At 69.7% G+C, this 25,127-nt stretch carries 21 protein-coding genes; 11 read left to right on the top strand and 10 right to left on the bottom strand.

The window, feature by feature from the left end:
• Window positions 1-50: 50 nt before the first annotated feature.
• From ACFUPX_RS03465 to ACFUPX_RS03450, 4 genes are all read left to right on the top strand, one after another.
• On the top strand, window positions 51-812 hold the full coding sequence (locus tag ACFUPX_RS03465) for a DeoR/GlpR family DNA-binding transcription regulator (protein ID WP_383315140.1): 762 nt from the start codon (window positions 51-53) through the stop codon (window positions 810-812).
• A 113-nt stretch (window positions 813-925) separates the two neighbouring features.
• Window positions 926-1,885, top strand: a complete 960-nt coding sequence (pfkB, locus tag ACFUPX_RS03460) for a 1-phosphofructokinase (RefSeq protein WP_383315721.1) — start codon at window positions 926-928, stop codon at window positions 1,883-1,885.
• 70 nt (window positions 1,886-1,955) lie between these two features.
• Window positions 1,956-3,950 carry a fructose-specific PTS transporter subunit EIIC gene (locus ACFUPX_RS03455; protein WP_383315137.1) on the top strand — a complete coding sequence of 665 codons (1,995 nt, stop codon included), beginning with the start codon at window positions 1,956-1,958 and terminating at the stop codon, window positions 3,948-3,950.
• Window positions 3,951-4,073: 123 nt separating this feature from the next.
• On the top strand, window positions 4,074-4,328 hold the full coding sequence (locus ACFUPX_RS03450; protein WP_383315134.1) for a hypothetical protein: 255 nt from the start codon (window positions 4,074-4,076) through the stop codon (window positions 4,326-4,328).
• Between the two features lie 54 nt (window positions 4,329-4,382).
• On the opposite strand, the gene ACFUPX_RS03445 is transcribed toward ACFUPX_RS03450, so the two are convergent.
• From ACFUPX_RS03445 to ACFUPX_RS03435, 3 genes are all read right to left on the bottom strand, one after another.
• Window positions 4,383-5,207, bottom strand: a complete 825-nt coding sequence (locus tag ACFUPX_RS03445) for a DUF6227 family protein (RefSeq protein WP_383315131.1) — start codon at window positions 5,205-5,207, stop codon at window positions 4,383-4,385.
• 172 nt (window positions 5,208-5,379) lie between these two features.
• The gene (locus tag ACFUPX_RS03440) at window positions 5,380-6,603 is read right to left on the bottom strand and encodes an Ig-like domain-containing protein (protein ID WP_383315128.1); all 1,224 of its coding nucleotides are present in this window, start codon (window positions 6,601-6,603) and stop codon (window positions 5,380-5,382) included.
• 224 nt (window positions 6,604-6,827) lie between these two features.
• Window positions 6,828-7,916, bottom strand: a complete 1,089-nt coding sequence (locus ACFUPX_RS03435; protein WP_383315125.1) for a P1 family peptidase — start codon at window positions 7,914-7,916, stop codon at window positions 6,828-6,830.
• Between the two features lie 198 nt (window positions 7,917-8,114).
• Between ACFUPX_RS03435 and ACFUPX_RS03430 the strand changes: the two genes are divergently transcribed.
• The 4 genes from ACFUPX_RS03430 to ACFUPX_RS03415 all read left to right on the top strand — a co-directional run bounded on the left by ACFUPX_RS03430 (window position 8,115) and on the right by ACFUPX_RS03415 (window position 13,224).
• The gene (locus ACFUPX_RS03430; RefSeq protein WP_383315122.1) at window positions 8,115-9,557 is read left to right on the top strand and encodes a NarK family nitrate/nitrite MFS transporter; all 1,443 of its coding nucleotides are present in this window, start codon (window positions 8,115-8,117) and stop codon (window positions 9,555-9,557) included.
• A 312-nt stretch (window positions 9,558-9,869) separates the two neighbouring features.
• Window positions 9,870-12,140: a formate C-acetyltransferase gene (gene pflB / locus ACFUPX_RS03425; protein WP_383315119.1), complete on the top strand. Its 2,271-nt coding sequence runs from the start codon at window positions 9,870-9,872 to the stop codon at window positions 12,138-12,140.
• 18 nt (window positions 12,141-12,158) lie between these two features.
• Window positions 12,159-12,959 (top strand): pyruvate formate-lyase-activating protein, encoded by an 801-nt coding sequence (gene pflA / locus ACFUPX_RS03420; protein ID WP_383315114.1) that lies wholly within the window; start codon window positions 12,159-12,161, stop codon window positions 12,957-12,959.
• Between the two features lie 37 nt (window positions 12,960-12,996).
• Window positions 12,997-13,224, top strand: a complete 228-nt coding sequence (locus tag ACFUPX_RS03415; RefSeq protein WP_383315111.1) for a hypothetical protein — start codon at window positions 12,997-12,999, stop codon at window positions 13,222-13,224.
• Window positions 13,225-13,231: 7 nt separating this feature from the next.
• On the opposite strand, the gene mscL is transcribed toward ACFUPX_RS03415, so the two are convergent.
• The 6 genes from mscL to ACFUPX_RS03385 form a co-directional block, all read right to left on the bottom strand.
• On the bottom strand, window positions 13,232-13,714 hold the full coding sequence (mscL, locus tag ACFUPX_RS03410; protein WP_383315108.1) for a large conductance mechanosensitive channel protein MscL: 483 nt from the start codon (window positions 13,712-13,714) through the stop codon (window positions 13,232-13,234).
• A gap of 162 nt (window positions 13,715-13,876) precedes the next feature.
• The gene (locus ACFUPX_RS03405) at window positions 13,877-14,359 is read right to left on the bottom strand and encodes a hypothetical protein (protein ID WP_383315105.1); all 483 of its coding nucleotides are present in this window, start codon (window positions 14,357-14,359) and stop codon (window positions 13,877-13,879) included.
• A gap of 218 nt (window positions 14,360-14,577) precedes the next feature.
• On the bottom strand, window positions 14,578-15,429 hold the full coding sequence (locus ACFUPX_RS03400; RefSeq protein ID WP_383315102.1) for an S-methyl-5'-thioadenosine phosphorylase: 852 nt from the start codon (window positions 15,427-15,429) through the stop codon (window positions 14,578-14,580).
• 105 nt (window positions 15,430-15,534) lie between these two features.
• Complete coding sequence (locus tag ACFUPX_RS03395; RefSeq protein ID WP_383315099.1) at window positions 15,535-15,891, bottom strand: FmdB family zinc ribbon protein; 357 nt, start codon at window positions 15,889-15,891, stop codon at window positions 15,535-15,537.
• A 67-nt stretch (window positions 15,892-15,958) separates the two neighbouring features.
• Complete coding sequence (locus ACFUPX_RS03390) at window positions 15,959-17,224, bottom strand: MFS transporter (protein WP_383315096.1); 1,266 nt, start codon at window positions 17,222-17,224, stop codon at window positions 15,959-15,961.
• A gap of 248 nt (window positions 17,225-17,472) precedes the next feature.
• On the bottom strand, window positions 17,473-18,993 hold the full coding sequence (locus tag ACFUPX_RS03385) for a potassium/proton antiporter (protein ID WP_383315718.1): 1,521 nt from the start codon (window positions 18,991-18,993) through the stop codon (window positions 17,473-17,475).
• A gap of 213 nt (window positions 18,994-19,206) precedes the next feature.
• On the opposite strand from ACFUPX_RS03385, the gene ACFUPX_RS03380 reads away from it, so the two are divergent.
• A complete protein-coding gene (locus tag ACFUPX_RS03380; RefSeq protein ID WP_383315093.1) occupies window positions 19,207-21,966 on the top strand; it encodes a penicillin acylase family protein in 2,760 nt (919 codons plus the stop codon).
• 79 nt (window positions 21,967-22,045) lie between these two features.
• Here the strand turns inward: ACFUPX_RS03380 and ACFUPX_RS03375 are convergent, their stop codons facing one another.
• Complete coding sequence (locus tag ACFUPX_RS03375; RefSeq protein ID WP_383315088.1) at window positions 22,046-22,657, bottom strand: 5-formyltetrahydrofolate cyclo-ligase; 612 nt, start codon at window positions 22,655-22,657, stop codon at window positions 22,046-22,048.
• Between the two features lie 94 nt (window positions 22,658-22,751).
• On the opposite strand from ACFUPX_RS03375, the gene galU reads away from it, so the two are divergent.
• Both galU and glp read left to right on the top strand, forming a co-directional pair.
• Window positions 22,752-23,657 (top strand): UTP--glucose-1-phosphate uridylyltransferase GalU, encoded by a 906-nt coding sequence (gene galU, locus ACFUPX_RS03370; protein ID WP_383315084.1) that lies wholly within the window; start codon window positions 22,752-22,754, stop codon window positions 23,655-23,657.
• A gap of 4 nt (window positions 23,658-23,661) precedes the next feature.
• A complete protein-coding gene (gene glp, locus ACFUPX_RS03365; protein ID WP_383315081.1) occupies window positions 23,662-24,993 on the top strand; it encodes a gephyrin-like molybdotransferase Glp in 1,332 nt (443 codons plus the stop codon).
• Window positions 24,994-25,127 lie beyond the last annotated feature (134 nt).

Genomic DNA, 25,127 nt, shown 5'->3' with positions numbered 1-25,127 from the left:
AGTCTGCGAGTGAATCCACAGGTTCGGGCATCAGGCGGAGGCAGACAGACATGTACGCACCGGAGCGTCAGCAGGAGATCCTGCGGCTCGCGCGTGACGGCGGGCGGGTCGACGTGCTGTCGCTGGCCGAGGAGTTCAAGGTCACCGCCGAGACCATCCGGCGCGACCTGAAGGCGCTGGACCGCGCGGGTCTCGTACGGCGCGTGCACGGCGGTGCCATACCGGCAGGACGCCTCGACTTCGAGCCCGACCTCGCGGAGCGGGAAGGCACCTCCGCCGACGAGAAGGACCGCATCGCGCGGGCCGCCCTCGCCGAGCTGCCCACCGAGGGCAGCGTCATTCTCGACGCGGGCTCGACCGTCGCCCGCCTCGCCGCCTCCCTCCCGCTGGAAGCCACCTTCACCGTCGTCACGCACGGCCTGCCCACCGCCGCCCGCCTCGCCGACCACCCCGGCATCCAGCTCCACCTCATCGGGGGCCGCGTCCGCAGCCGTACGCGCGCGGCCGTCGACGCGTGGGCGCTGCGGGCGTACGGAGAGATCCGCGCCGACGTCCTCTTCGTCGCCGCGAACGGCTTCTCCGCCGAAGCGGGCCTGACCACCCCCGACCTCGCCGAAGCGGCCGTCAAGCGCGCGGCGATCGGCGCGGCCCGCCGCGTGGTGCTCCTCGCGGACTCCAGCAAGCACGGGCAGGAGCACTTCGCGCGCTTCGGCGGTCTCGACGACGTGGACCTGCTGATCACCGACACCGGGCTCAGCCCCGAGGACGCCACGGCGATCGAGGCCGGCGGCACGGAGGTGATCCGGGCGTGAGCGGAGAGGACGCGGACATGAACGCGGACCTGGACGCGGACGCGAAGGTGGACGCGAACGTGGGCAGCGGCAAGGACAACACGCAGGTCGGCAAGGAAACGGTACGTACGCGCATGATCCTCACCCTCACCCCCAACCCCTCCCTCGACCGCACCTACGAGGTCCCCTCGCTGGACCGCGGCGAGGTCATCCGGGCCACCGGCGACCGCATGGACCCGGGCGGCAAGGGCGTGAACGTATCGAGGGCCGTCGCGGCGGCGGGCGCGGAGACGCTCGCCGTCCTGCCGCTCGGCGGTGCGCCGGGCGCGCTCGTCGCCCAGCTCCTCGACGAGCAGGGCATCAAGGTCGCCCCGGTGTGGGTCGCGGGCCAGACCCGCTCGAACATCGCGGTCGCCGAACCCGACGGCACCCTCACGAAGATCAACGCAGCCGGGCCCGAACTGACGGGCGTGGAGGCCGAGTTGTTGCTCTCCGCCGTGCGGGAGCGGTCCGCGGGCGCCGACTGGATCGCCTGCTGCGGCAGCCTGCCGCGCGGGCTCGCCCCTTCCTGGTACGCCGACCTCGTGGCCCGCGCGCACGCCGCCGGCGCCCGGATCGCCCTGGACACCTCGGGCCCGGCCCTGCTCGCCGCCCTCGCCGAGCGCCCCGACGTGGTCAAGCCGAACGCGGAGGAGCTCGCCGAAGCGGTGGGCCGCCCCCTGGCGACGGTCGGCGACGCGGTCAAGGCGGCGGAGGAACTTCGGGAGTTGGGCGCGCGGGCCGTGCTCGCCAGCCTCGGCGCCGACGGCCAGCTCCTTGTGGACGACTCGGGCGCGTACTTCGCCAGCGCACCGGTCGACGCCGTACGGAGCAACGTGGGCGCCGGTGACTCCTCCCTGGCCGGTTTCCTCATCGCGGGCGGCACCGGAGCCCCGGCCCTCGCCTCGGCCGTGGCGCACGGAGCGGCAGCGGTCCAGCTCCCCGGCAGCGCGATGCCGACCCCGTCGGACCTCGCGCCCGACGCGGTGACCGTCACGTCGGAGGTCCCCATGGACCGCGTACTGACGGAGCCCGTTTCGGAGCCCGTGTCATGACTCCCCACCCCCCTCACACCCCCGTCCCCACCCCCGCCCCCTGGGCGATACGCGTGCGAAGGAGCCCGCGATGAGCGAGATGATCACCGCGGAACTGGTCGACCTCGAAATCGACCGGTCCGCCGGAACCAAGGAAGCGGCGGCCCGTGCCCTCGCCGAGCGCATGGTGGCCCTGGGCCGGGTGACCGATCTGGAGGGGTTCCTCGCCGATGTGGCCGCCCGCGAGGCGCAGATGCCGACCGGCCTCGACGGCGGCATCGGCATCCCGCACTGCCGCAGCACCCACGTCACCGAGCCGACCCTCGCCTTCGGCCGCTCGGCCGACGGCATCGACTTCGGGGCGCCGGACGGACCCGCCGACCTGATCTTCCTGATCGCGGCCCCGGCGGGCGCCGACGACGCGCACCTGACCATCCTGTCGTCGCTCGCACGGCAGTTGATGGACGAGGAGTTCACGAGCGCGCTCAGGAGCGCCGCTGACGCGGACACGGTGACGGACTTGATCCGGGGTAATGAGCGGGCGGGTGGGGAACCAACAGGCGAACCCACCGACCCGCACCCGGAGAGTGACCCCACCCCGGCGGAGCCGTTCCGCATCGTGGCGGTCACGTCCTGCCCCACGGGCATCGCGCACACGTACATGGCAGCGGAGTCCCTGGAAAACGCGGCCCGCGAGGCAGACGTAGAGCTGACGGTGGAGACCCAGGGGTCAGCGGGCTTCACCCGCCTCGACCCGGCGGTCATCGCCGCCGCCGACGCCGTCATCTTCGCGCACGACGTCCCCGTACGGGACAAGGACCGTTTCGGCGGTAAGCCGACCGTCGACGTCGGGGTGAAGGCGGGCATCAGCAGGCCCGCCGAGCTCATCGCGGAGGTCCGCGCGAAGGCGGCCCGCGGCGAGAGCACCGCGGATGTCGGGCCGAGCCCCGTCGACAGCGCGGGGGAGAGCGGCGACGGCTACGGCACCAAGCTCCGCAAGTGGCTCATGTCCGGCGTCAGCTACATGGTCCCGTTCGTCGCGGCGGGCGGCCTCCTCATCGCGCTCGGCTTCGCCATCGGCGGCTGGAAGATCGACAAGGCCCCGTCCGTCGCCGAGCACTTCGTGTGGACGGACACCACGAGCTGGGCCGCGCTCCTCTTCCAGATCGGCGGGCTCGCCTTCGCCTTCCTGGTGCCGGTCCTCGCGGGCTACATCGCGTACGGAATGGCCGACCGGCCGGGACTGGTCCCCGGATTCGTCGGCGGCTCCGTCGCCGTCACGATCAACGCGGGCTTCCTCGGCGGTCTCGCGGCGGGTCTGATCGCGGGTGCGGTCGTGATGGGCATCCAGCGGGTGAGGATCCCGGCGGTGCTGCGCGGGATCATGCCCGTGGTGGTGATCCCGCTGATCTCGTCCGCGGTCGTCGGCTTCCTGATGTTCCTCGTCATCGGAAAGCCCATCGCCTCGCTGCAGAGCGCGCTGACCGACTGGCTGGAGGGCCTGTCCGGCGCCAACGCCATCATCCTCGGCGTCATCCTCGGCCTGATGATGTGCTTCGACCTCGGCGGCCCGCTGAACAAGGTCGCGTACGCCTTCGCCGTCGGCGGCCTCGCCAACCCGACCGAGGGCAGCTTCAAGGTCATGGCCGCGGTGATGGCGGCCGGCATGGTCCCGCCGCTCGCCATGGCCCTGGCCACCACCGTCCGCGGCCGGCTCTTCACCAAGACCGAACGCGAGAACGGCAAGGCGGCCTGGTTCCTCGGCGCCTCCTTCATCACGGAGGGCGCGATCCCGTTCGCCGCGGCCGACCCGCTGCGGGTGATCCCCGCGTCGATGGCGGGCGGTGCGGTCACCGGCGCCCTGTCGATGGCCTTCGGCTGTACGCTGCGGGCCCCGCACGGCGGCATCTTCGTGGTGCCGCTCATCGGCCAGCCGCTGCTGTACCTGGTGGCGATCGCCGCCGGAGTCGCCGTCTCGACCGTGGTGGTCATCCTGCTCAAGGGCGGCCGGAAGGCGGTCTCTTCGGAGGGCGGCACCAAGGCCGACGAGGCCGCGACGGACGAGCGCGTACCGGCCGCTGTCTGAGGCGGGAGCGTTCGGGCCCTATGAGGGGGCTTGTGTGGGGGTTGTGCGACATGCGTCACTTCAGGACGTAAGTCCCACAACCCCCCTGTCGTAAGCCCCGGATCGTGTTGTCTACTGTGCGGCATGCTCCAGAATGTCTCGATCCTCCAGCAGACCGGCGTGGCCGTACTGGCCGTGGCGACCGTCGTCTGGGCCGTGGGCCTGGTGCGGGTGCTGCGTCGCGATCAAGTCGACGTGGACGTCTGGCGCCGGTCCCAGGCGCTGCGCGCGCTGCCCGCGCAGACGGGCCCGCCGCGCGCGGAGACGGTCGAGCTGACGCCGGACGAGCGGGCCGCCTTCGCGGGTCTCGTACGGCAGTTCGGCGACGGCCGCTCCTGAAGCCGGACGCCGCCTCTTCTGTCTCCTGCCGTCGCCTGCGTCTTCTGGCGCCGTCTACTTCCTGCGCTGCTGCTGCGGAATGGTCCTCGCGCGCTGCTCCATCGCCGCGCGTGCCGCCTCCTGGGAGACGTACACCTCGCACCTGTGCCGCTTGTCGGGCGTGACCGTGTGCTCGACCTCCCAGAGGCTGAGCTCGCTGCCGTCGAAGAGCAGGAACGCGTGTTCGTAGAGCGAGAAGCAGAGGCGTGCCTCGCCCGCCAGGCAGGGGCGGCCGAAGGCCTGGGTGATCTGGTGCGCGAACGCCGAGCGCAGTAACCGCTCCAGCTCCTCGGCGGGCCGCCCCTCGCCCACCGAGTTCTCCGCGCGGCGCAGCAGCCGGCGCGCGTGGTCCGCGGAGTCGTCGGGGACGTACGTATGACGGGGTTCGTAGTCGACCGGGAGCTGGAGCACGACGGGCTGCTCGCAGACGGAGACGGGCGTGTCGGGCGGGAGCGGCAGGCGCGAGGTGGCGACACCGGCCTCTTCCTCGTCCGCGTACAGCTCGTACTGGGGCTGGCTGCCGGGGCCCGTGTTGTGCACGAGCTCCCAGAGGGTGAGCGCGCCGGCGTCGGCGAGCAGCCACGTGTGCCGGTACGTCTCGCGGTGCAGGCCCGCGCTGTGGTGTGCGGAGTGCAGCGAACTGTCGTACGCGAGCGCGGAGTCCAGGTGCCCTATCGTGTCGTCCGGCAGGTCGAAGGAGTTCAGGGCGCGGCGAAGAAGCCGCTCGAGATGCTCCTGCGGAGAGTGTGCAGACTCCTGCTCGGTCGACTGCGGATCCGACACCGACTGCGGCTCCGACTGTGGCTCGTACGCCGTCTCGTACTCGTACGGAACGCTCAAGGTCTCTCCCGGCGTTGCTGCATGTCACCTTGTGAGTGCATACCGTAGCCCCTGCGTCGGACATCATGCCCGGGAACTGGAAAACGCACGAGCCGCACGGCAAGTTCCCGTGCGGCTCGTGGTGTTGGGCCTGGTGAGAGGGGCTGGTGGGGCGACCGGCCCGGCGGCTGGATCAGCCCGCGCTGCCCGCCGTCCACTGGCTCCAGGACATGTTCCAGCCATTGAGGCCGTTGTCCGGGGCGACGGTCTCGTCCGGGGAACCCTTGACCGTCACGACGTCACCGATGAGGGAGTTGTCGTAGAACCACGCGCCGGGCGTGCTGGAGTCGCCCGCGCCCTGCGCGTCCTGGAGGCCGACGCAGCCGTGGCTCGTGTTGGCGCTGCCGAAGATCGAGGGCGAGCCCCAGTAGTTGCCGTGGATGAAGGTGCCGGAGGACGACAGGCGCATCGCGTGCGGGACGTCCTTGATGTCGTACTCACCGCCGAAGCCGACCGTGTCGCCGTTCATCCGGGTCTGGGTGAACTTCTCGGCGATGACCATCTTCCCGTTGTACGTCGGGTTCGACGGGCTGCCCGCGGAGATCGGGATCGTCTTGATGACCTTGCCGTCCCGCTCGACCGTCATCTTCTTGGCGTTCACGTCGACCGTGGAGACCTGCGCGCGGCCGACGGTGAAGCTGACGGTCTTGTTCTGTACGCCGGTGGCGCCGTCCGCGCCCTTCACGCCCTCCAGGTCGATCTTCATCGTGACCTTGGAGCCGGCCTTCCAGTACTCCTGGGGCCTGAAGTCCAGGCGCTGGTTGCCGAACCAGTGGCCCACGACCTTCTGGCCGCTGTCGGAGGTGACCGTGATGTGCGACTGGACCGACTGCTTCTCGGTGATCGCCTTGTCGAAGTTGAAGGAGACCGGCATGCCGACGCCGACCTTCGTGCCGCCGTCGGGGGTGTAACTCCCGATGAAGCTGTTGTCCTTCGAGACGGTGGTGAAGATCGAGTTCTCGGTCGCTTCCTTGCCCTTGGTGTCCTTGGCGTCGGCCGTGATCTTGTACTTCATGCCGCGCTCGAGCTGCGCCTTGGGCTTCCAACTGGTGCCGTCGGACGACAGCGTGCCGTCGACCGCCGTACCGGTGGAGACCAGGGTCATCTTCACCTCGGTCAGCTTGCCGCCCTTGACCTTCACGCCCGTGGCGTTGATGGAGGCGCCGGTCGAGCCGTCCTTCGCCGAGATGGTGATGTCGGCGCCCTGGGCGTTGGTCTTTCCGTCCTTGCCGTCGCTGTCGCCGTCGGCGTCCGCGTCGCCGCCGCAGGCCGTGAGGGCGAGGGCACCCACGGCGGCGAGCGCGGTGGCCGCCAGAAGGGTGCGCCGCCGGGGCTTGGCTATGTGCGACGTTGTCACGGGCTGCTCCATCTTTGTGCGAAGTGCGCGTTCTGATCCAGTAAGGCTTAAGAGCCGCTCACAGGCGGAAAGGTTCCGTCCGCTTGATGTGAGGGCGGGCACAGAGGCATGGCCCGTCGGCGGCCCAACGGGCTGCGTTCTGTGGGTATTTGTAGCTGTTCTTTCTGTGAATTCCCTTAGGTGCTGCTTTGGGATTCCTGAGGTTCCTGAGGGTCCTGAGTTTCTTAAGAGTCCTGGCGGTCCTGGCGGCCCGGACGGCCCTGGCGGTCCTGACGGTAAAGATCGCTGTACGAAGGGAACTTGCCGCCCGGCGTTTCCACGGACTCCGCGGCCAGCAGCGCCCGGACGATCGCCGCCGTCACCATGTCCGCGCCCGCCGCGAGGATCTCGTTCAGGGCGAGCGGGTTCCGCTCGGCTCCCGGCAGGGGCCGCTCGCCGGTCGCGAGGGCGAAGACGGTGTCCCCGTCGTTGAGGAGATGGACGGGGCGCACGGCCCTCGCCATGCCGTCGTGCGACGTGCCGGCGAGCTTCTGCGCCTGGGCCTTGGTGAGTTCGGCGTCCGTGGCGACCACGGCGAGGGTGGTGTTCAGCGGGGGAGGGCCACTCTTCGCGGCGGCTTCGGCGAGGCGGCGCGTGGCCTCCTCGTGGACCTCCGGGTCGGGGTAGGTCACGCGCCGCCCCTCGAAGTACCGCCCGTACAGCGCGCCCGTCCCCGCGTCGACCCCCGAGCCCGCCGCGTTCGCCACGACCAGGGCGGCGACCGTGACTCCCGAGTCCAGCCTGACGCTCGCGCTGCCGATACCGCCCTTGACCTTGCCGACCACCGCGCCGGCGCCCGCACCCACGTTCCCCTCCTCGACGGGGGTGAACGGCTCGCTGCCCGCGGCGGCCTCCACGGCGGCGCGGCCCGTCGTGGCGTCGGGGCGTGCCGTGAAGTCGCCGCCGCGGCCGAGGTCGAAGACGCAGGCCGCCGGGACCACGGGCACGACGTGGGAGGGATCGGGGCCGACGCGCACGCCGCGGCCCTGCTCCTCCAGCCACGCCATCACGCCGGTCGCGGAGTCCAGGCCGTACGCGCTGCCGCCGGTCAGTACGACGGCCTCGACGCGCTGCACCAGATTGCGGGGGTCGAGGGCGTCCGTCTCCCGGGTGCCGGGGCCGCCGCCGCGCACGTCCACGGCCACGACGGCGCCGCCCACCGGGGCGAGCACGACGGTCGTGCCGGTGAGGTGGCCCTCGTGGGCGGGAGCGGTGCGGGTGGCATGGCCCACGCGCAGGCCGGGGACGTCGGTGAGGGAGTTCGAGGAAGCCATGCCGACCTGCGTATCACGCGGGGGAGTTTCGTGGCCGTCTCCCGCCACGGCCCCGAGGTCCGAAGGGCCCCTGATCTTGGTGCCTTTGGGCCGGTCGGCGCATGTCCTACGCCTCTGCTCCGCGGGAGCCGCACGCGGGAACGTGGAAACGTCAGGCCCCGGAGCAAGGTCGGGACCGGTAGCGAACTGGGAACCAACATGAGATCGCCTGCCACCCAAGAGCCGCGGACCGCAGCAGCGGACGCGACGTACGAGACGTACGACACGACGCAGTACCGCCCCGGCAAGACCATCACCGACTGGGAGCCGGAGAACGAGCTCTTCTGGAAGTCCATCGGCAAGAAGGTCGCCTCCCGCAACCTGTGGATCGCCGTCCCCGCGCTCCTGGTCGCGTTCGTCGTCTGGCAGGTGTGGTCGGTCACCGCGACCAACCTCAAGGACGTCGGCTTCGGCTTCTCCACCTCGCAGCTGTTCTGGCTGACGGCCATCCCCGGCATCACCGGCGGCACGGCGCGCGTCCTCTACACCTTCCTCGGCCCGATGATCGGCCAGCGCCGCTTCACCGCGCTGTCCACGGTCATTTTGGTCATCCCGCTGATCTGGCTCGGCATCGCGGTCCAGGACCCGAACACCTCGTACGGCGTGATGGTCGCCATCGCGGCCCTGTGCGGTGTCGGCGGCGCGAACTTCGCCTCGTCCCTGGCCAACATCGGCTTCTTCTTCCCCAAGCGCGACAAGGGCAACGCCACCGGCATCAACGGCGGCCTGGGCAACCTCGGTGTCTCCGTGGTCCAGCTGGTCACCCCGATCGTCATCACCAGCTCGGTCCTCGCGGTCGGCTCGGCCCAGCACAAGGCCGACGGCACGCCCGTGTGGCTGCAGAACGCCGCGTTCCTGTGGGTGCCGGTCCTGGTGATCCTGGCCGTCGTCGCGTGGTTCGGCCAGAACGACCTGAAGGTCGCCTCGACCCCCTTCAGCCAGCAGAAGATCATCTTCAAGCGCAAGCACAACTGGCTGATGACCTGGCTCTACGTCGGCACGTTCGGCTCCTTCATCGGGTTCGCGGCAGCTCTGCCGATGCTCATCAAGACGACGTTCACGCCGATCGACGCGGCCTACTCCGCGGCCACGTACGCCTGGATGGGCCCGGCCGTGGGCGCGCTCGCCCGCTGGGCCGGCGGCTGGATCGCCGACAAGATCGGCGGCGCCAAGGTCACGATCATCTCGTTCGTCGGCATGGCGATCTCGATCATCGGTGTCATCAACTTCCTGCCCTCCGGCGGCGACAACGGCAACTTCTACGGCTTCTTCGCCTGCTTCCTGTGCGCGTTCTTCTTCTCCGGCATCGGCAACGGCTCGACGTTCCGCCAGATCCCGGTCATCTTCCGCGCCCAGCACCTGAAGGGCCTGACGGAGGGCACCCCCGCCTACACGAAGGCGCTGAAGCAGTCCGAGATGGAGGCGGGCGCCGTCACCGGCTTCACCTCCGCCATCGCGGCGTACGGCTTCTTCTTCATCCCGGCGATGTTCGCCAACTTCGCGGTGACCAGTGCGATGTGGGGCTTCGTGGCCTTCTACGTCAGCTGTATCGCGGTCTGCTGGTGGTTCTACGCCCGCAGGGGCGCGGAGTTCCCGAGCTGACGTCCTGAGCGGCGTCGGCGGGCTGGGCCGGGTGTGGGAGCACCCGGCCCTCTCGCATGTCCCGGTCCTGGTCCGTCCGTGTGTCCCGGTGCCATACCGCGAGATCGCGAGGAAATTCTTGTGAATGCATTCACAAGCGAACTTGGGTCCAAAGTCCCAAGGAAAACACCAGGTCAGACTAGGTTCACCCGGCCGTGTGAGCGGAGAGAGGGGACCTCGGACCCTGAAGTGGGGACCATTGCGGCGCCGCCGATCGATCACATCGGAGTGCAATGGAGGCATAGCGAAACGGCGACTCGGAAGGTGTCTGCGATGACTGCCACTCCCGCGGAAACGACAGTGCACGGCGAGGCATGGGACGGCTTCAAGGGCGGCCTGTGGCGGGACGCCATCGACGTCCGTGACTTCGTGCAGCAGAACTACACCCCGTACGAAGGGGACGACTCCTTCCTGGCCGGCGCGACCGAACGCACCACCCAGGTCTGGCAGAAGCTCCTTTCGATGTTCCCGGCGGAGATCGAGCGCGGCATCCACGACGTCGACGTAAAGACCCCCTCCCGCATCGACGCCTTCAAGCCCGGCTACGTCGACGGTGCCGCCGCCGACCACGCGGACCTCATCGTCGGCCTCCAGACCGACGCCCCGCTCAAGCGCGCCATCATGCCCAACGGCGGCTGGCGGATGGTCGAGAGCGCGCTCAACGCCTATGGCTACGAGGCGGACCCCGAGGTCAAGGAGGTCTACACGCAGCTGCGCAAGACCCACAACGAAGGCGTCTTCGACGCCTACACGCCCGAGATCCGCGCCTGCCGCTCCGCCGGCATCATCACCGGCCTGCCCGACGCCTACGGCCGGGGCCGCATCATCGGCGACTACCGTCGCGTCGCGCTCTACGGAGTCGACCGCCTCATCGCCGCCAAGGAGGCCGACAAGGCGCTCCTCGGCGAGGAGTGGGCCACCGAGGACGTCATCCGCGCCCGCGAGGAGACCTCCGAGCAGATCAAGGCCCTCGGCGAGCTGAAGGACATGGCGATGTCGTACGGCTACGACATCTCCGCCCCCGCCACCACCGGCCGCGAGGCCGTCCAGTGGCTGTACTTCGCCTACCTGGCCGCCGTGAAGGAGCAGAACGGCGCCGCCATGTCGATCGGCCGCATCGACAACTTCCTCGACATCTACCTCCAGCGCGACATCGAGGCCGGCCGCATCACCGAGGCCGAGGCCCAGGAGTTCATCGACGACTTCGTCATCAAGCTCCGCATCGTCCGCTTCCTGCGCACCCCCGAGTACAACGAGGGCTTCTCCGGGGACCCGACCTGGGTCACCTGGTCGATGGCCGGCATCGGCGAGGACGGCCGCCCGCTGGTCTCCCGCACCACGTTCCGTGCCCTGCAGACCCTCTACAACCTGGGCCCGGCCCCGGAGCCGAACCTGACGGTCTTCTGGGCGCGGGAACTGCCCAAGGGCTTCAAGGACTTCGCCGCCAAGGTCGCCATCGACACCTCCGCCATCCAGTTCGAGTCCGACGACCTGATGCGCCCCAAGTACGGCGACGACACCGCGATCGCCTGCTGTGTCTCGGCGATGGCCGTCGGCAAGCAGATGCAGTTCTTCGGAGCCCGCGTCAACGTCGCCAAGACCCTGCTCTACGCGATCAACGGCGGCCGCGACGAGAAGACCGGCAAGCGTGTCGTCGAGGGCTTCGAGCCCATCGAGGGCGACTACCTCGACTACGACACGGTCCTCGAACGCTACGACGCGATGCTCGGCTGGCTCGGCAAGACGTACGTCCACGCGCTGAACGTCATCCACTACATGCACGACAAGTACGCCTACGAGCGCATCGAGATGGCGCTGCACGACCAGGAGATCCTGCGCACGATGGCCTGCGGCATCGCGGGCCTCTCCGTCGCCACCGACTCCCTCTCCGCCATCAAGCACGCGAAGGTCAAGGTCATCCGCGACGAGACGGGCCTGGCCGTCGACTACGAGATCGAGGGCGACTACCCCGCCTACGGCAACAACGACGAGCGGGCCGACGCCATCGCCCAGCGGATCGTCTCGGACTTCATGAGCAAGATCCGGCAGCACCCGACCTACCGGAACGCGGTGCACACCCAGTCCGTCCTGACGATCACCTCGAACGTCGTCTACGGCAAGAAGACCGGCAACACCCCCGACGGCCGCCGCGCGGGCGAGCCCTTCGCCCCCGGGGCCAACCCGATGAACGGCCGCGACCAGCACGGCTACATCGCCTCCGCGCTGTCGGTGGCCAAGCTCGACTACGACGACGCCGAGGACGGCATCTCGCTGACCAACACGATCACGCCGGACGCCCTGGGACGCACCCCCGGCGAGCGGATCCAGAACCTCTCCGGGGTCCTCGACGGCTACATGGCCAGCGACGGCTTCCACATGAACGTCAACGTCCTCGACAAGGTGACCCTCCAGGACGCCATGGAGCACCCGGAGAACTACCCGCAGCTGACCATCAGGGTCTCCGGCTACGCGGTCAACTTCGTCCGCCTGACCCGCGACCAGCAGCTCGACGTCATCAACCGCACCTTCCACGGCTCTCTCTGAGCCACCTGGAGCTCCGCCATGACTGCTCTGCTCGAATCGGCGCCCCCGTTCGGCACGGCGACCCCGGCGGCCGCGGTCACCCGTCGCCCCGTGACCGGGTCCCTCCACTCCTGGGACCTGTCCACGGGGGTCGACGGACCCGGCACCCGCTTCGTCACGTTCCTCTCGGGCTGCCCGCTGACCTGCCTGTACTGCCACAACCCCGACACGTGGCGGATGCGTGACGGCAAGCGGACCACCGCCGACGACGTGATCGCGGAAGCCGCCAAGTACACCAAGTTCATCTCGGCGGCCGGCGGCGGCGCCACCGTCAGCGGCGGCGAACCCCTCCTGCAGCCCGTCTTCACCGGCGAGCTGCTGCACCGCCTCAAGCACGAGCTGGGCCTGCACACCGCCCTCGACACCTCCGGCTTCCTCGGAGTGCGTGCCACCGACGCGCTGCTGCGCGACGTCGACCTCGTGCTCCTGGACATCAAGTCCTGGGACCGCGAGACGTACAAGAAGGCCACCGGGCGCCCGCTGCGGCCCACCCTCGACTTCGCCCGCCGCCTGGCGGACCTCGGCAAGGACGTCTGGGTGCGCTTCGTCCTCGTGCCCGGTCTCACCGACGACCCGGAGAACGTCGAGGGCGTCGCCCGCTTCGCCGCCTCGCTCGGCAACGTCTCGCGGGTCGACGTGCTGCCCTTCCACAAGCTGGGCGAGGCGAAGTGGGACGCGCTCGGCAAGGACTTCGTCCTGCGCGACACCCCCTCGCCGACCCCGGGGCAGGTGGCCACGGCCAAGGAGATCTTCGCTGCCCAGGGGCTCACGGCCGTCTGACGGCCGCCGAGACGCCCCACGGACGTACCCTGGAGACATGAGCACCGCCCCCGCCCCCGAACCGCGCGATCCGGAGCAGTCGAAGACCCCGAAGGGTTCCACGGCACCGAAGAAGCCGAAGAGCGCCCTGGTCTTCGACGACCCCCTGTCGCAGCAGTCTTCGGACGACACGGACCGCGGGTGGGGAGAGCGGCCTTCGGCCGGCGGCGACAGCGCCGCCGACCTGGCGCGCTTCCTCGACGAGAAGCCGCCCCACCACCTCTGAGCCCGCGCTACCGCTCGTCGGAAGGACCCGAGCCGCGCTGGGCCACCAGGGCGTCGCGGATCTCCTTGAGGACCTCCAGCTCCGAGAGCTCCATGACCTCCTGCGTGCCCTCCTTCTCGGCCTTCCGCGCGGCCTGCCGCGCCAGGTACTTGGCCATGGGCAGCACCATCAGGAAGTAGACGACGGCCGCGGTGATGACGAAGCTGAGGGTCGCGCTGAGCACGGAACCCCACATGATCGGGATGCCGTCGGTGACCTCTCCCGCCTCGTTCATCCGGCACGGGGACTTCAGACACGAGCTGTAGTGGTCGAGATCCTTCGTACCGAAGGCACCGACCAGCGGGTTGATGACACCCTTCACCACGGAGTTCACGATGTTCGTGAACGCGGCTCCGATGACCACCGCGACCGCCAGGTCGATGACATTGCCGCGCATCAGGAAGGCTTTGAAGCCGTCCCAGAGACCCGGTTCGTTCTTCTCGCTCACCACGAGGCCTTTCGTTGCAAGTGCAGGTCGTGAAACAAACAGCTTCGAAACCTACGGCAGGGCCTGGCGGGACTGTCCAATTGGGTAACACGAATGAGCGACTTGACAGGGCGCCGATGCAGTTGCACATGTCGTGACTCAGGACACCCAACGCACTCAGCGCACTCAGCACAGCGTCACCGCCAGACGCATGCTCGCGCCGGCTCCGGCGAGCCGTGCCGCAGTAGCCCTGGGCACGGAGAGCACCACCAACGCCCCGGCCTCGGTGGCGCTTCGGGCCGCGCCCTCCTGAGGCTCGGGCACCTCGGTCACCCTGGCCCCGGCTGCCACCACCCGTGACGCGGAGCCATCGGAGGCGACGACGTCCACCCGGTCGCCCCGGTGCAGCAGGCGCACCGTCTCCGCGTCCGCGATCCGTACGGGCGCCGTCACGAGGGCGGCAGCCTGCGCGGGCGCGGCAACGGCTGCCGGACGTTCTCGCTGGCGCACCCGCTCGGCATCCCGCGGCCCGGCATCCCGTGGCCCGGCGGCCACCAGTGCCGCCGCGGTCACCGCGAGCCCCGCGGCCATGGCCCGCCGTCTGTGCCGCAGCAGCCTGCGCAGCCGCTGCCGCCCGCCGTGGACGTGCACGGGGGAGAAGTGCGGCACGGGACACGGCGGGGGAGGGGGAGGGGAGGAGATGTCTGAGGGAACATGTGCCACGACGGCCACCGCCTGCGGGGATTCGGAGAGTTGAGGACCTTGCCTTCCGCTCTCACGATGCAGGCCCGCGCCGCATCCCGCTGAGCCCCGTGGACTACTCGCGGGTTGTGGACAACTCCCTCACCCGAAGGGGAAGTTCCGGCTTCCCCTGCGTTCCTGGCCCCTCACGGCAGCCGGATCCCCGGATCCATCCCGCCCAGCGCCCCCGCACACGAACAGTCCCGCTCGCCCTCCGCCGGCAGCCCCGCCACCGCGTCGAACAGCACCGTCCGCAGCCGGTCCACGTTCGCCGCGAACACCTGGAGCACTTCCTCGTGCGAGACGCCCTCGCCGCTCTCCGCTCCCGCGTCCAGGTCCGTGACCAGGGTCAACGAGGTGTAGCAGAGCTCGAGTTCACGGGCGAGCACGGCCTCGGGGTGCCCGGTCATGCCCACCACCGACCAGCCCTGCGCCGCGTGCCAGAGCGATTCGGCCCGGGTCGAGAACCGGGGCCCCTCGATCACCACGAGCGTCCCGCCGTCCACCGGCTCCCACTCGCGGCCGCGGGCCGCCTTGAGGGCGGCATTGCGCCCGGCGGGGCAGTACGGGTCGGCCAGCGACACGTGCACGACGTTCGGGACGCTCCCGTTCGGCAGCGGAACCCCGTCGAAATACGTCTGCGTACGGGTCTTCGTGCGGTCCACGAGCTGATCGGGCACCAGCAGCGTCCCGGGCCCGAACTCGGGCCGCAGCCCGCCCACCGCACAGGGGCCGAGCACCTGCCGTACGCCCACCGAGCGCAGTGCCCAGAGGTTGGCGCGGTAGTTGATGCGATGCGGCGGCAGATGGTGTCCGCGGCCGTGCCGGGGCAGGAACGCGACCCGTCGCCCGGCGATGTCGCCGAGGAAGAGGGAGTCGCTCGGCGCTCCGTAGGGCGTGTCGACCTGGAGTTCGGTCACGTTGTCGAGGAAGGAGTAGAAGCCGGAGCCGCCGATGACACCGATCTCCGCCCGCGTCCCGTTCGCCGTATTCACCATGCCGAGCACAGTAGCCGGGCCCCGGAACGCCGAGGTCCCCGCCGTCGGAGGACGGCGGGGACCTGGAAGAACGTGGCAGGAAGGCCTGCCCGGGGCGGGTCTGCCCTAGGCGGCCGACGAGCTGGAAGAGCTGGACGAACCGGCCGACGAACCCGAGGACGAGCCGGACGACTTCGAGTCCGAGCCCGAAGAGGAGGACGAAGCGCCCGCGGAGGACTTGGAGTCCGACGGCTTGGAGTCCGAGGACTTCGCGTTCGCCGTCGACGGCGTGCTGCTGGACGACGAGCCGCGGCTGTCGTTGCGGTAGAAGCCGGAGCCCTTGAAGACGATGCCGACCGCCGAGAACACCTTCTTGAGGCGTCCCTCGCAGCTGGGGCACACGGTCAGGGCGTCATCGGTGAACTTCTGCACCGCCTCGAGGCCCTCGCCGCATTCGGTGCACTGGTACTGGTACGTCGGCACTTGCTTCCTCCTGGCACTCTCACTCGATGAGTGCTAACGACGGTCCATAGTGACGTATTCCGCGAGATCAGTCCACCGCGACCGGCTCGCGGTGACCGACGCCACGTGCCACGGTGCGTCCGACGGACCGCGGAACGAGCCGCGAACGCAAGGTCACGAGCACCGCGAGCGCCAGCGCCGTACCGCCCAGCGGCACCAGGAATCCGGCGCCGTCCCAGAAGCGGTCCTCCAGCTGTCCGGCGACCGTGACGGCGGCCGCCTGGCCGAGCGCGACGGCGCCGGTGAGCCAGGTGAACGCCTCGGTCCTGCCGGACGGGTCCACCAGCCGGTCGACCAGCGTGTAGCCGGTGATCAGCGCGGGCGCGATGCAGACGCCGACCAGGAGGCCGAGTCCGGCGAGCAGCGGCACGGAGTGCGCGGCCCACAGTCCGGAGGCCATCAGGGTCAGTGCCGCGTAGCCGACGAGGAGGCGCCGTTGCGGGGCGATCTTCCAGGCGACGGCGCCGCAGATGAGGCCGGAGAGCATGTTGCCCGCCGCGAACGTGCCGTACAGGACGCCGTTCAGGCCGGGTTCGCCGATGGACTCGGTGAAGGCGGCCAGCGAGACCTGCATGCCGCCGAAGACGGCGCCGATGCCCAGGAAGGTCACGATCAGGACCCGCACACCGGGGATCCGCAGCGCGGAGACGTGCTCCACGCGCGCGTGCTCCTCGCGGGAGGCGGGCTTGGGCTGAGTGCTCTTCTGCGCGGCGAACAGCAGGCCGCCCACCAGGGTGAGTCCGGCCTCCGTGAAGAGTCCGGCCGCCGGGTCGATGGTCGTGCACAGCGCGGTCGCGAAGAGCGGGCCCAGGACGAACGTCAGCTCGTCCGTGACCGACTCGAAGGCCGCCGCCGTGCCCGCCAGCGGGGTGTCCTGGAGCTTGACGCCCCAGCGGGCCCGCACCATGGGGCTGATCTGCGGCTGGGAGGCGCCGGTGGGCACCGCGGCCACGAAGAGCGCCCACAAGGGGGCGTCGGAGAGCGCGAGCACGGTCAGGGAGAGCACCGACACCGTGTGGATGAGGACACCCGGCACCAGCACGGCCCGCTGGCCGAAACGGTCGGCGAGCTTGCCGCCGAAGGGGGCGAACACCGCCATGGAGACGCCGGTGACGGCCGATACGGCGCCGGCGACGCCGTACGAGCCGGTGGTGTGCTGCACGAGCAGCACGATGGAGATGGTCAGCATCGCGAAGGGCTGGCGTGCCGCGAAGCCGGGCAGGAGAAACGTCCAGGCGCCGCGGGTGCGCAGCAGCTGTCCGTATCCGGGGCGGGAGGTGACCGTGGATGCCACGGCCCGTGCCTTTCTGCCGCCTGGTAGCGCGGCCCCTGTGGTCAGGGGGACGGCGCCGAGAGCTGTCCTCTTGCGCGGAACTGCGGTAGATGCCGGTTGCCCACTGCGAGGACACGCGGCCGCCATACGGTCGGCGCCAGCTCTGCTTCAGACAGAGTTGGTTCGATCAGTTGGTACAGAAGAAGTGTTCCTTCATCCTACAGGCAATGGGCCCACCAGACCTGTGAATACGGAGAATGAGGCGCCCATCACCTGCGATTGGCCCGCCCTTGTGGCTCCTGACCAGCGGTTCCCAGCCATCCGGCCAGCTTTCCGCCCTGTCCGACGGCCCGCAGCCGCTTCTCCGCCGCGTCCCGCACCGGGTCGGTCGCGACCACCAGGAGCTCGTCCCCGCGTTGCAGCACGGTCGTGGGTTGCGGCACGAACGATTCGCCGTTGCGAACGACGAGCGTGACCGCGGCTCCCGCCGGCATCCGCAGCTCGCCCACCTCGACACCGTGCATCCGCGAGCCCTTCGGGATCGCCACCGAGAGCAGGTGCCCGCGAAGGCGCTCCAGGGGCGCGGATTCGATGCCCAGGTCGGCGGCGCCCGAAGAGTCGCCAAGGCGCAGCTTCCTGGCCAGCCACGGCAGCGTAGGGCCCTGGATGAGGGTGTAGACGACGACCAGGACGAAGACGATGTTGAAGATCCGCTGGCTGTCGTCGACGCCGTTCACCATCGGGATCGTGGCAAGGATGATGGGCACGGCGCCGCGCAGGCCCGCCCAGGACATCAGGGCCTTCTCCTGCCAGGGCATGCGGAACGGCAGCAGGCTGGCGATGACCCCCAGCGGTCTGGCCACCATGGTCAGGATCAAGCCGATGATGATCGCGGGCCAGGTGTCGTCCAGCAGGTCGTGCGGGGTCACCAGGAGGCCGAGCAGGACGAACATGCCGATCTGCGCGATCCAGCCGAGTCCTTCGGCGAAGCCGCGGGTGGCGGGCCAGTGCGGCAGCTTCGCGTTGCCGAGGGCCATCGAGGCGAGGTAGACGGCGAGGAATCCACTGCCGTGCGCCATGGCTCCGGCCGCATAGGCGGCGACCGCGATGGCCATCACGGCGATGGGGTAGAGGCCCGAGGCGGGCAGTGCCACGTGCCGCAGCCCGTAGGCGCCGAGCCAGCCCACCGCGATGCCGATCGCGGCGCCGATGGCCAGTTCCAGGGCGATCTCGCCGATGAGGACGTACCAGTGCTCCACGGGGCCCGCGGTGGAGAAGGCCACGACCAGGATCACCACGGGGGCGTCGTTGAAGCCCGACTCCGCTTCCAGGATGCCCGTCACGCGAGAGGGCAGCGGCACCTTGCGCAGCACGGAGAAGACCGCCGCCGCGTCCGTCGAGGAGACCACCGCGCCGATGATGAGCGCCTGGCGCCACTCCAGGCCGACCAGGTAGTGGGCACCGGCGGCCGTCACGCCGACGCTGACCGCGATGCCGGCGAGCGACAGGACGGCGGCCGCGGGCAACGCGGGTCTGATCTCTTTCCACTTCGTGCCGAGTCCGCCCTCGGCCAGGATCACGACGAGCGCCGCATAGCCGATGACCTGCGTCAACTCGGCATTGTTGAACGTGACGTTGCCGATGCCGTCCTGGCCCATGGCAATGCCGATGCCGAGGTACAGCAGCAGGCTGGGGAGCCCACTGCGCGACGAGATGCGAACCGCCGCGACCGCGACGAGCAGGACGAGCGAACAGATGAGCAGAAGCTGGTTGAGGTCGTGGACAGTCAGGGGCCGTTCCTTCCACCGCGCGAGCCGAGTACTTCGTTACCTTACCTAATTGTTAACGCTTCCTTGACGCCTTCGAACACTCATACGATGCGTCGCGGTGCGGGTTCCTGACTCCGCGTCCGGGGCCGCGGTGCCCTGCGCCTATGGTTGCTCCAGCGCTCCCACCACCGCCCAGCCAGCCCTGCCGCTCGCGTAAGGACAGCAAGGACAGCGATGCCCTCGAATACCACCGCCTCTTCCGGTCATAAGTCCGGCAAGAAGAAGGGGCGCCGAGCCCGCCTCATCGTGATCGTCCTGGTCCTGGCCATCGTGGCGGGCGTCGGTTACGGCGCGTACTGGAGCGTCAGTACGGTGCGGGCCTCCTTCCCGCAGACCAAGGGAACGATCAAGCTCGACGGCCTCGCCGGACCCGTCGACGTGAAGCGTGACGGCAACGGCATCCCGCAGATCTATGCCGAGTCCGACGCCGACCTGTTCATGGCCCAGGGCTTTGTCCAGGCGCAGGACCGCTTCTGGGAGATGGACGTACGCCGCCATACGACCTCAGGCCGCCTCTCCGAGATGTTCGGCAAGAGCCAAGTAAAGACCGATGAGTTCCTGCGGACGCTCGGTTGGCACCGTGTGGCGCAGAAGGAGTACGACACCAAGCTCTCCCCGGCGACGAAGAAGTACCTCCAGGCGTACTCCAAGGGAGTCAACGCCTACCTGAAGGACAAGAGCGGCAAGGACATCTCCCTGGAGTACGCCGCCCTTGGCTTCACCAACGACTACGCGCCCCAGGAGTGGACCCCCGTCGACTCCGTGGCGTGGCTCAAGGCCATGGCCTGGGACCTGCGCGGCAACATGCAGGACGAGATCGACCGCTCCTTGATGACCAGCCGCCTCGGCCCGTCCCAGATCAAGGACCTGTACCCGGAGTACCCGTACGACCGGAACAAGCCCATCGTCCAGGAAGGCGCCTACAACAGCGTCACCAAGGAGTACGAGGGCAAGGGCGGCGCGGGCGGTCAGTCGCAGTCGCAGACCGGCGGCGCGGCCGGCACGGGCCTCGCGGGCAACACCCAGGCCCCCGGTGGGCTGCAGTCCCAGCTCTCGGGCCTCTCCGACATCCTGGACAGCGTCCCGGACGCGGGCCTCGGCCCGAACGGCAACGGCATCGGCTCCAATTCCTGGGTGGTCTCCGGAGACCACACGATCACCGGGAAGCCACTGCTCGCCAACGACCCGCACCTGTCGCCGCAGCTGCCCTCCACCTGGTACCAGATGGGCCTGCACTGCCGGACGGTCTCCAAGGACTGCCGGTACGACGTCTCCGGCTACACCTTCGCCGGGATGCCCGGTGTGGTCATCGGACACAACAAGCAGATCGCCTGGGGCATGACGAACCTCGGCGCCGACGTCACCGACCTCTACCTGGAGAAGTTCGCGGGCGACGGCTACGAGTACGACGACAAGGTGCTGCCCTTCAAGTCGCGCGTGGAGACCATCAAGGTCGCGGGCGGCAAGTCCAAGAAGATCACCGTCAGAGAGACCGACAACGGCCCCCTGCTGTCCGACCGCGACGACGAACTCGTGAAGGTCGGCAAGAAGGCCACCGTCGACAGCGCCGCCCCCGACCGGGGCGACGGCTACGGAGTCTCGCTGCGCTGGACCGCGCTCCAGCCGGGCAACTCGATGGACGCCGTCTTCGAGCTCAACAAGGCGAAGGACTTCGCCGGCTTCCGCAAGGCCGCCTCTTCTTTTGAAGTGCCCTCGCAGAACCTGATCTACGCGGACCGCGACGGCCACATCGGCTACCAGGCGCCGGGCAAGATCCCGGTCCGCGGCAAGGGCGACGGCGCGCTTCCCGCGCCCGGCTGGGACTCCGACTACCGCTGGACGGGCTACATCCCGCAGTCCGCGCTGCCCTACGAGTACGACCCCAAGCGCGGCTACATCGTGACCGCCAACCAGGCCGTCATCGACGAGGACAAGTACCCGTACAAGCTCACGTCGGACTGGGGCTACGGGGCGCGCAGCCAGCGGATCACCGATCTGATCCAGTCCAAGATCAAGAACGGTGGGAAGGTCTCCACCGAGGACATGCGCACCATGCAGATGGACAACAGCAGCGAGATCGCGAAGCTGCTCGTACCCAAGCTGCTCAAGATCGACGTCAAGGACAGCTACGTCCGTGAGGCGCAGAAGCTCCTGGAGGGCTGGGACTACACCCAGGATCCCGACTCGGCGGCGGCGGCGTACTTCAACTCGGTCTGGCGCAACATCCTCAAGCTCTCCATCGGCAACAAGCTGCCCAAGGAGCTGCGGGTCAAGGGCCAGTGCCTGAACGTCGAGCCGGCCGGGAACACCGGCCCCGCCGACGAGGCCGAACCGGTGCGCGAGTGCGGGCAGCGCGACTCCGAGTCCGCGCAGCCCGACGGCGGCGACCGCTACTACGAAGTGATCCGGTCGATCATCGACGACCAGGACAACGACTGGTGGAAGTCGCCGAAGACCCGCACGGACGCCGCGACCAAGACCCGCGACCAGCTGTTCGGCCGGGCCCTGGAGGACGCGCGCTGGGACCTGACGGCCAAGCTCGGCAAGGACGTCGACACCTGGAGCTGGGGCCGCCTGCACCGGCTGACCCTGAAGAACCAGACCCTGGGCGTCGAAGGCCCCGGCTGGCTCCAGTTCATGCTCAACCGCGGCCCGTTCAAGCTGGGCGGCGGCGAGGCGGCGGTCAACGCCACCGGCTGGAACGCGGCGGGCGGCTACGGAGTGCAGTGGGTGCCCTCGATGCGCATGGTGGTGAACCTCGCCGACCTCGACAAGTCCAAGTGGATCAACCTCACCGGGGCTTCGGGGCACGCCTACAGCGCGCACTACACCGACCAGACCAGCAAGTGGGTCAAGGGCGAGCTGCTGCCGTGGTCCTTCTCGTCGGGCGCCGTCAAGAAGGGCACGAAGGACACCCTGGTGCTGCGGCCCTGACCTGCCGCGCGCACCGCTGACGCACCACTGAAAGGGCCCTCCACGCGCGCGTGGAGGGCCCTTTCGCGTACGGAGGGGATCAGCGGAAGCGGCGCACTCCCGACGGCGTGACGACGGCGTGCACCGGCTTGTCGTGCGGCTCCTGGGGGACGTGCGCGACGACCTCCGTGTCGTACAGGAGGACCACCAGGGCGGGATCGGCCCCGGCCCGCCCGAGCCGGGCCAGCACCCTGTCGTACGAGCCGCCGCCGCGCCCGAGCCGCATCCCGCGCCCGTCCACCGCCAGGCCGGGCAGCAGCACGGCGTCCGCCGCCACCACGGCATCGGGCCCGAGCCGCGCCCCGGAGGGCTCCAAGAGCGCCATCTTTCCCTGGTGTTGCACGCGGGCCAGCGAGCCCTCGCCCTCGTAGGCCGCCCAGTCCAGGTCGTTGTCCGCGAGGAGCACCGGAAGCAGGACCCGCGTCCCGCGCGCGTGCAGGGCGTCGAGGAGCGCGCGCGTGCCCGGTTCGCTCCCCACGGAGACGTACGCGGCGACCGTGCGGGCCCCGGCGAGCTCCGGCAGCTCCAATGCGCGCTCCGCGAGAACCGCGGCGGCCTTCTGCGCGTCATCCCTAGTCAACCGGCTTCTCACCGTGAGGAATCCCGCGCGCAATGTGCGCTTGGTTGGCTTGTCCGAGCCGGTTTCTTTCATGGTGCGCTCACAAACCCTTCCAGGTGCGCTCATATGAGAACAAAATGTCCGGAGCCACAGATTCCGCACATACTCACCGGTTATGGTTACGGACATGACTGAGTCTCACCCCCACAGGATCAGCAAGGCTGTCATTCCGGCAGCAGGTCTGGGCACCCGGTTCCTGCCGGCCACCAAGGCCACTCCCAAGGAGATGCTGCCGGTCGTCGACAAGCCGGCGATTCAGTACGTGGTCGAAGAGGCCGCCTCGGCGGGCCTCGACGACGTCCTCATGATCACGGGCCGCAACAAGCGCCCCCTGGAGGACCACTTCGACCGCAACTACGAGCTGGAGTCGGCCCTTCTGAAGAAGGGCGACGAGGCGAGACTGGCGAAGGTCCAGGAGTCCAGCGACCTCGCGACCATGCACTACGTACGCCAGGGTGACCCCAAGGGACTCGGTCACGCCGTCCTGTGCGCCGCCCCGCACGTCGGCGACGAACCGTTCGCGGTCCTCCTCGGCGACGACCTGATCGACCCGCGCGACCCGCTCCTGGCCCGCATGGTCGAGGTCCAGGAGCGGCACGGCGGCAGCGTCATCGCCCTCATGGAGGTGGCCCCGGAGCAGATCCACCTCTACGGCTGCGCGGCGGTCGACACCACGGACGAGGGCGACGTCGTCAAGGTGACCGGCCTGGTCGAGAAGCCCGACGCGGCGGACGCCCCCAGCAACTACGCGATCATCGGCCGGTATGTCCTGGACCCTCATGTCTTCGACATACTGCGCACGACGGAGCCCGGCCGCGGCGGCGAGATCCAGCTCACCGACGCACTCCAGCAGCTCGCGGTCGACGAGAAGGTCGGCGGCCCCGTGCACGGCGTCGTCTTCAAGGGCCGCCGCTATGACACCGGTGACCGCGGCGACTATCTGCGTGCCATTGTCAGACTCGCGTGCGAACGTGAAGACCTGGGCCCGGACTTCCAGGCCTGGCTTCGCAGTTACGTGTCCGAGGAGATGTAGCACTTTGAGCAGCAGCGCGACGACCGAAGTCACCGGCCAGGAACATGTCTGGTCGGTGAGCGAGCACCTGGACGACATCCTCGGATCCGTCCGCCCCCTGGAGCCCATCGAGCTCCAACTCCTCGACGCGCAGGGCTGCGTCCTCGTCGAGGACGTCACGGTGCCCGTCTCGCTGCCACCCTTCGACAACAGCTCCATGGACGGTTACGCGGTCCGGGTCGCCGACATCGCGGGCGCCAGTGAGGAGTTCCCCGCCGTCCTGACGGTCATCGGCGACGTGGCCGCCGGCCAGGGCGAGCAGCCGGAAGTCGGCGCGGGGCAGGCCGCCCGCATCATGACCGGCGCCCCGCTGCCCCCGGGCGCCGAGGCCGTCGTCCCCGTGGAGTGGACCGACGGAGGCCTCGGCGAGGGCCCCGTATCCGGGATGCGCGCACACAGCGCCGCTCCCGACGGAGCCTCCGGCCAGGTCCGCGTGCACCGCCCCGCCGAGGCACGCGCACACGTGCGGGCCCGTGGCAGCGACGTCCAGGCCGGTGACCGCGCACTGAGCGCGGGCACGGTCCTCGGCGCCCCGCAGATCGGCCTGCTCGCCGCGATCGGCCGCGGCACGGTCAAGGTGCGCCCGCGCCCCCGCGTGGTCGTCATGTCCACCGGCAGCGAACTGATCCAGCCCGGCGAGGAGTTGGCCAAGGGCCAGATCTACGACTCCAACAGCTTTGCCCTCACCGCCGCCGCACGGGACGCCGGGGCCATCGCCTACCGCGTGGGCGCGGTCGCCGACGACGCGGAGACGCTGCGCTCCACCATCGAGGACCAGCTGATCCGCGCCGACCTCATCGTCACCACGGGCGGCGTCAGCGTCGGGGCGTACGACGTCGTGAAGGAAGCCCTCTCGTCGGTGGGGGACGAGGACGAGGCGGGCAGCGGCATCGAGTTCCGCAAGCTCGCCATGCAGCCGGGCAAGCCGCAGGGCTTCGGCTCCATCGGCCCCGACCACACCCCGCTGCTCGCCCTGCCGGGCAACCCGGTGTCGTCGTACGTCTCCTTCGAGATCTTCGTGCGCCCCGCGGTGCGCGCCCTGATGGGCCTTCCGGACGTCCACCGGCCCACGGCGCGCGCGGAGCTCACCGCCGACAAGGCGCTGGCCTCACCCGCGGGGAAGCGGCAGTTCCTGCGCGGGCGGTACGACGCCGAGGCGGGCAGCGTGCGGCCCGTGGGCGGCGCCGGGTCCCACCTCGTCGCGGCCCTCGCGCACGCGGACGCGCTGATCGTCGTCCCGGAGGACACCACGTCCCTGGAGCCCGGCGCCGACGTCGAAGTGGTCCTGCTCGGCTGAGAGGCGCCCGCGCGCGGTACGGTGTCGCGCACATAGGCCCCCTAGGGCCTGTCGCCAAACTCCCGTCTGCCCCGCGACGCCATGCACGCACTCTCGCCGCGTGGCCCGCCCTCCGGGCGGACGACGGGAGTTTG

This window comes from Streptomyces sp. NPDC057302, from assembly GCF_042667685.1.
Lineage (GTDB): Bacteria > Actinomycetota > Actinomycetes > Streptomycetales > Streptomycetaceae > Streptomyces.
Note: the sequence above shows the minus strand (reverse complement) of the source record. Positions and strands in the feature narration are given on the sequence as shown.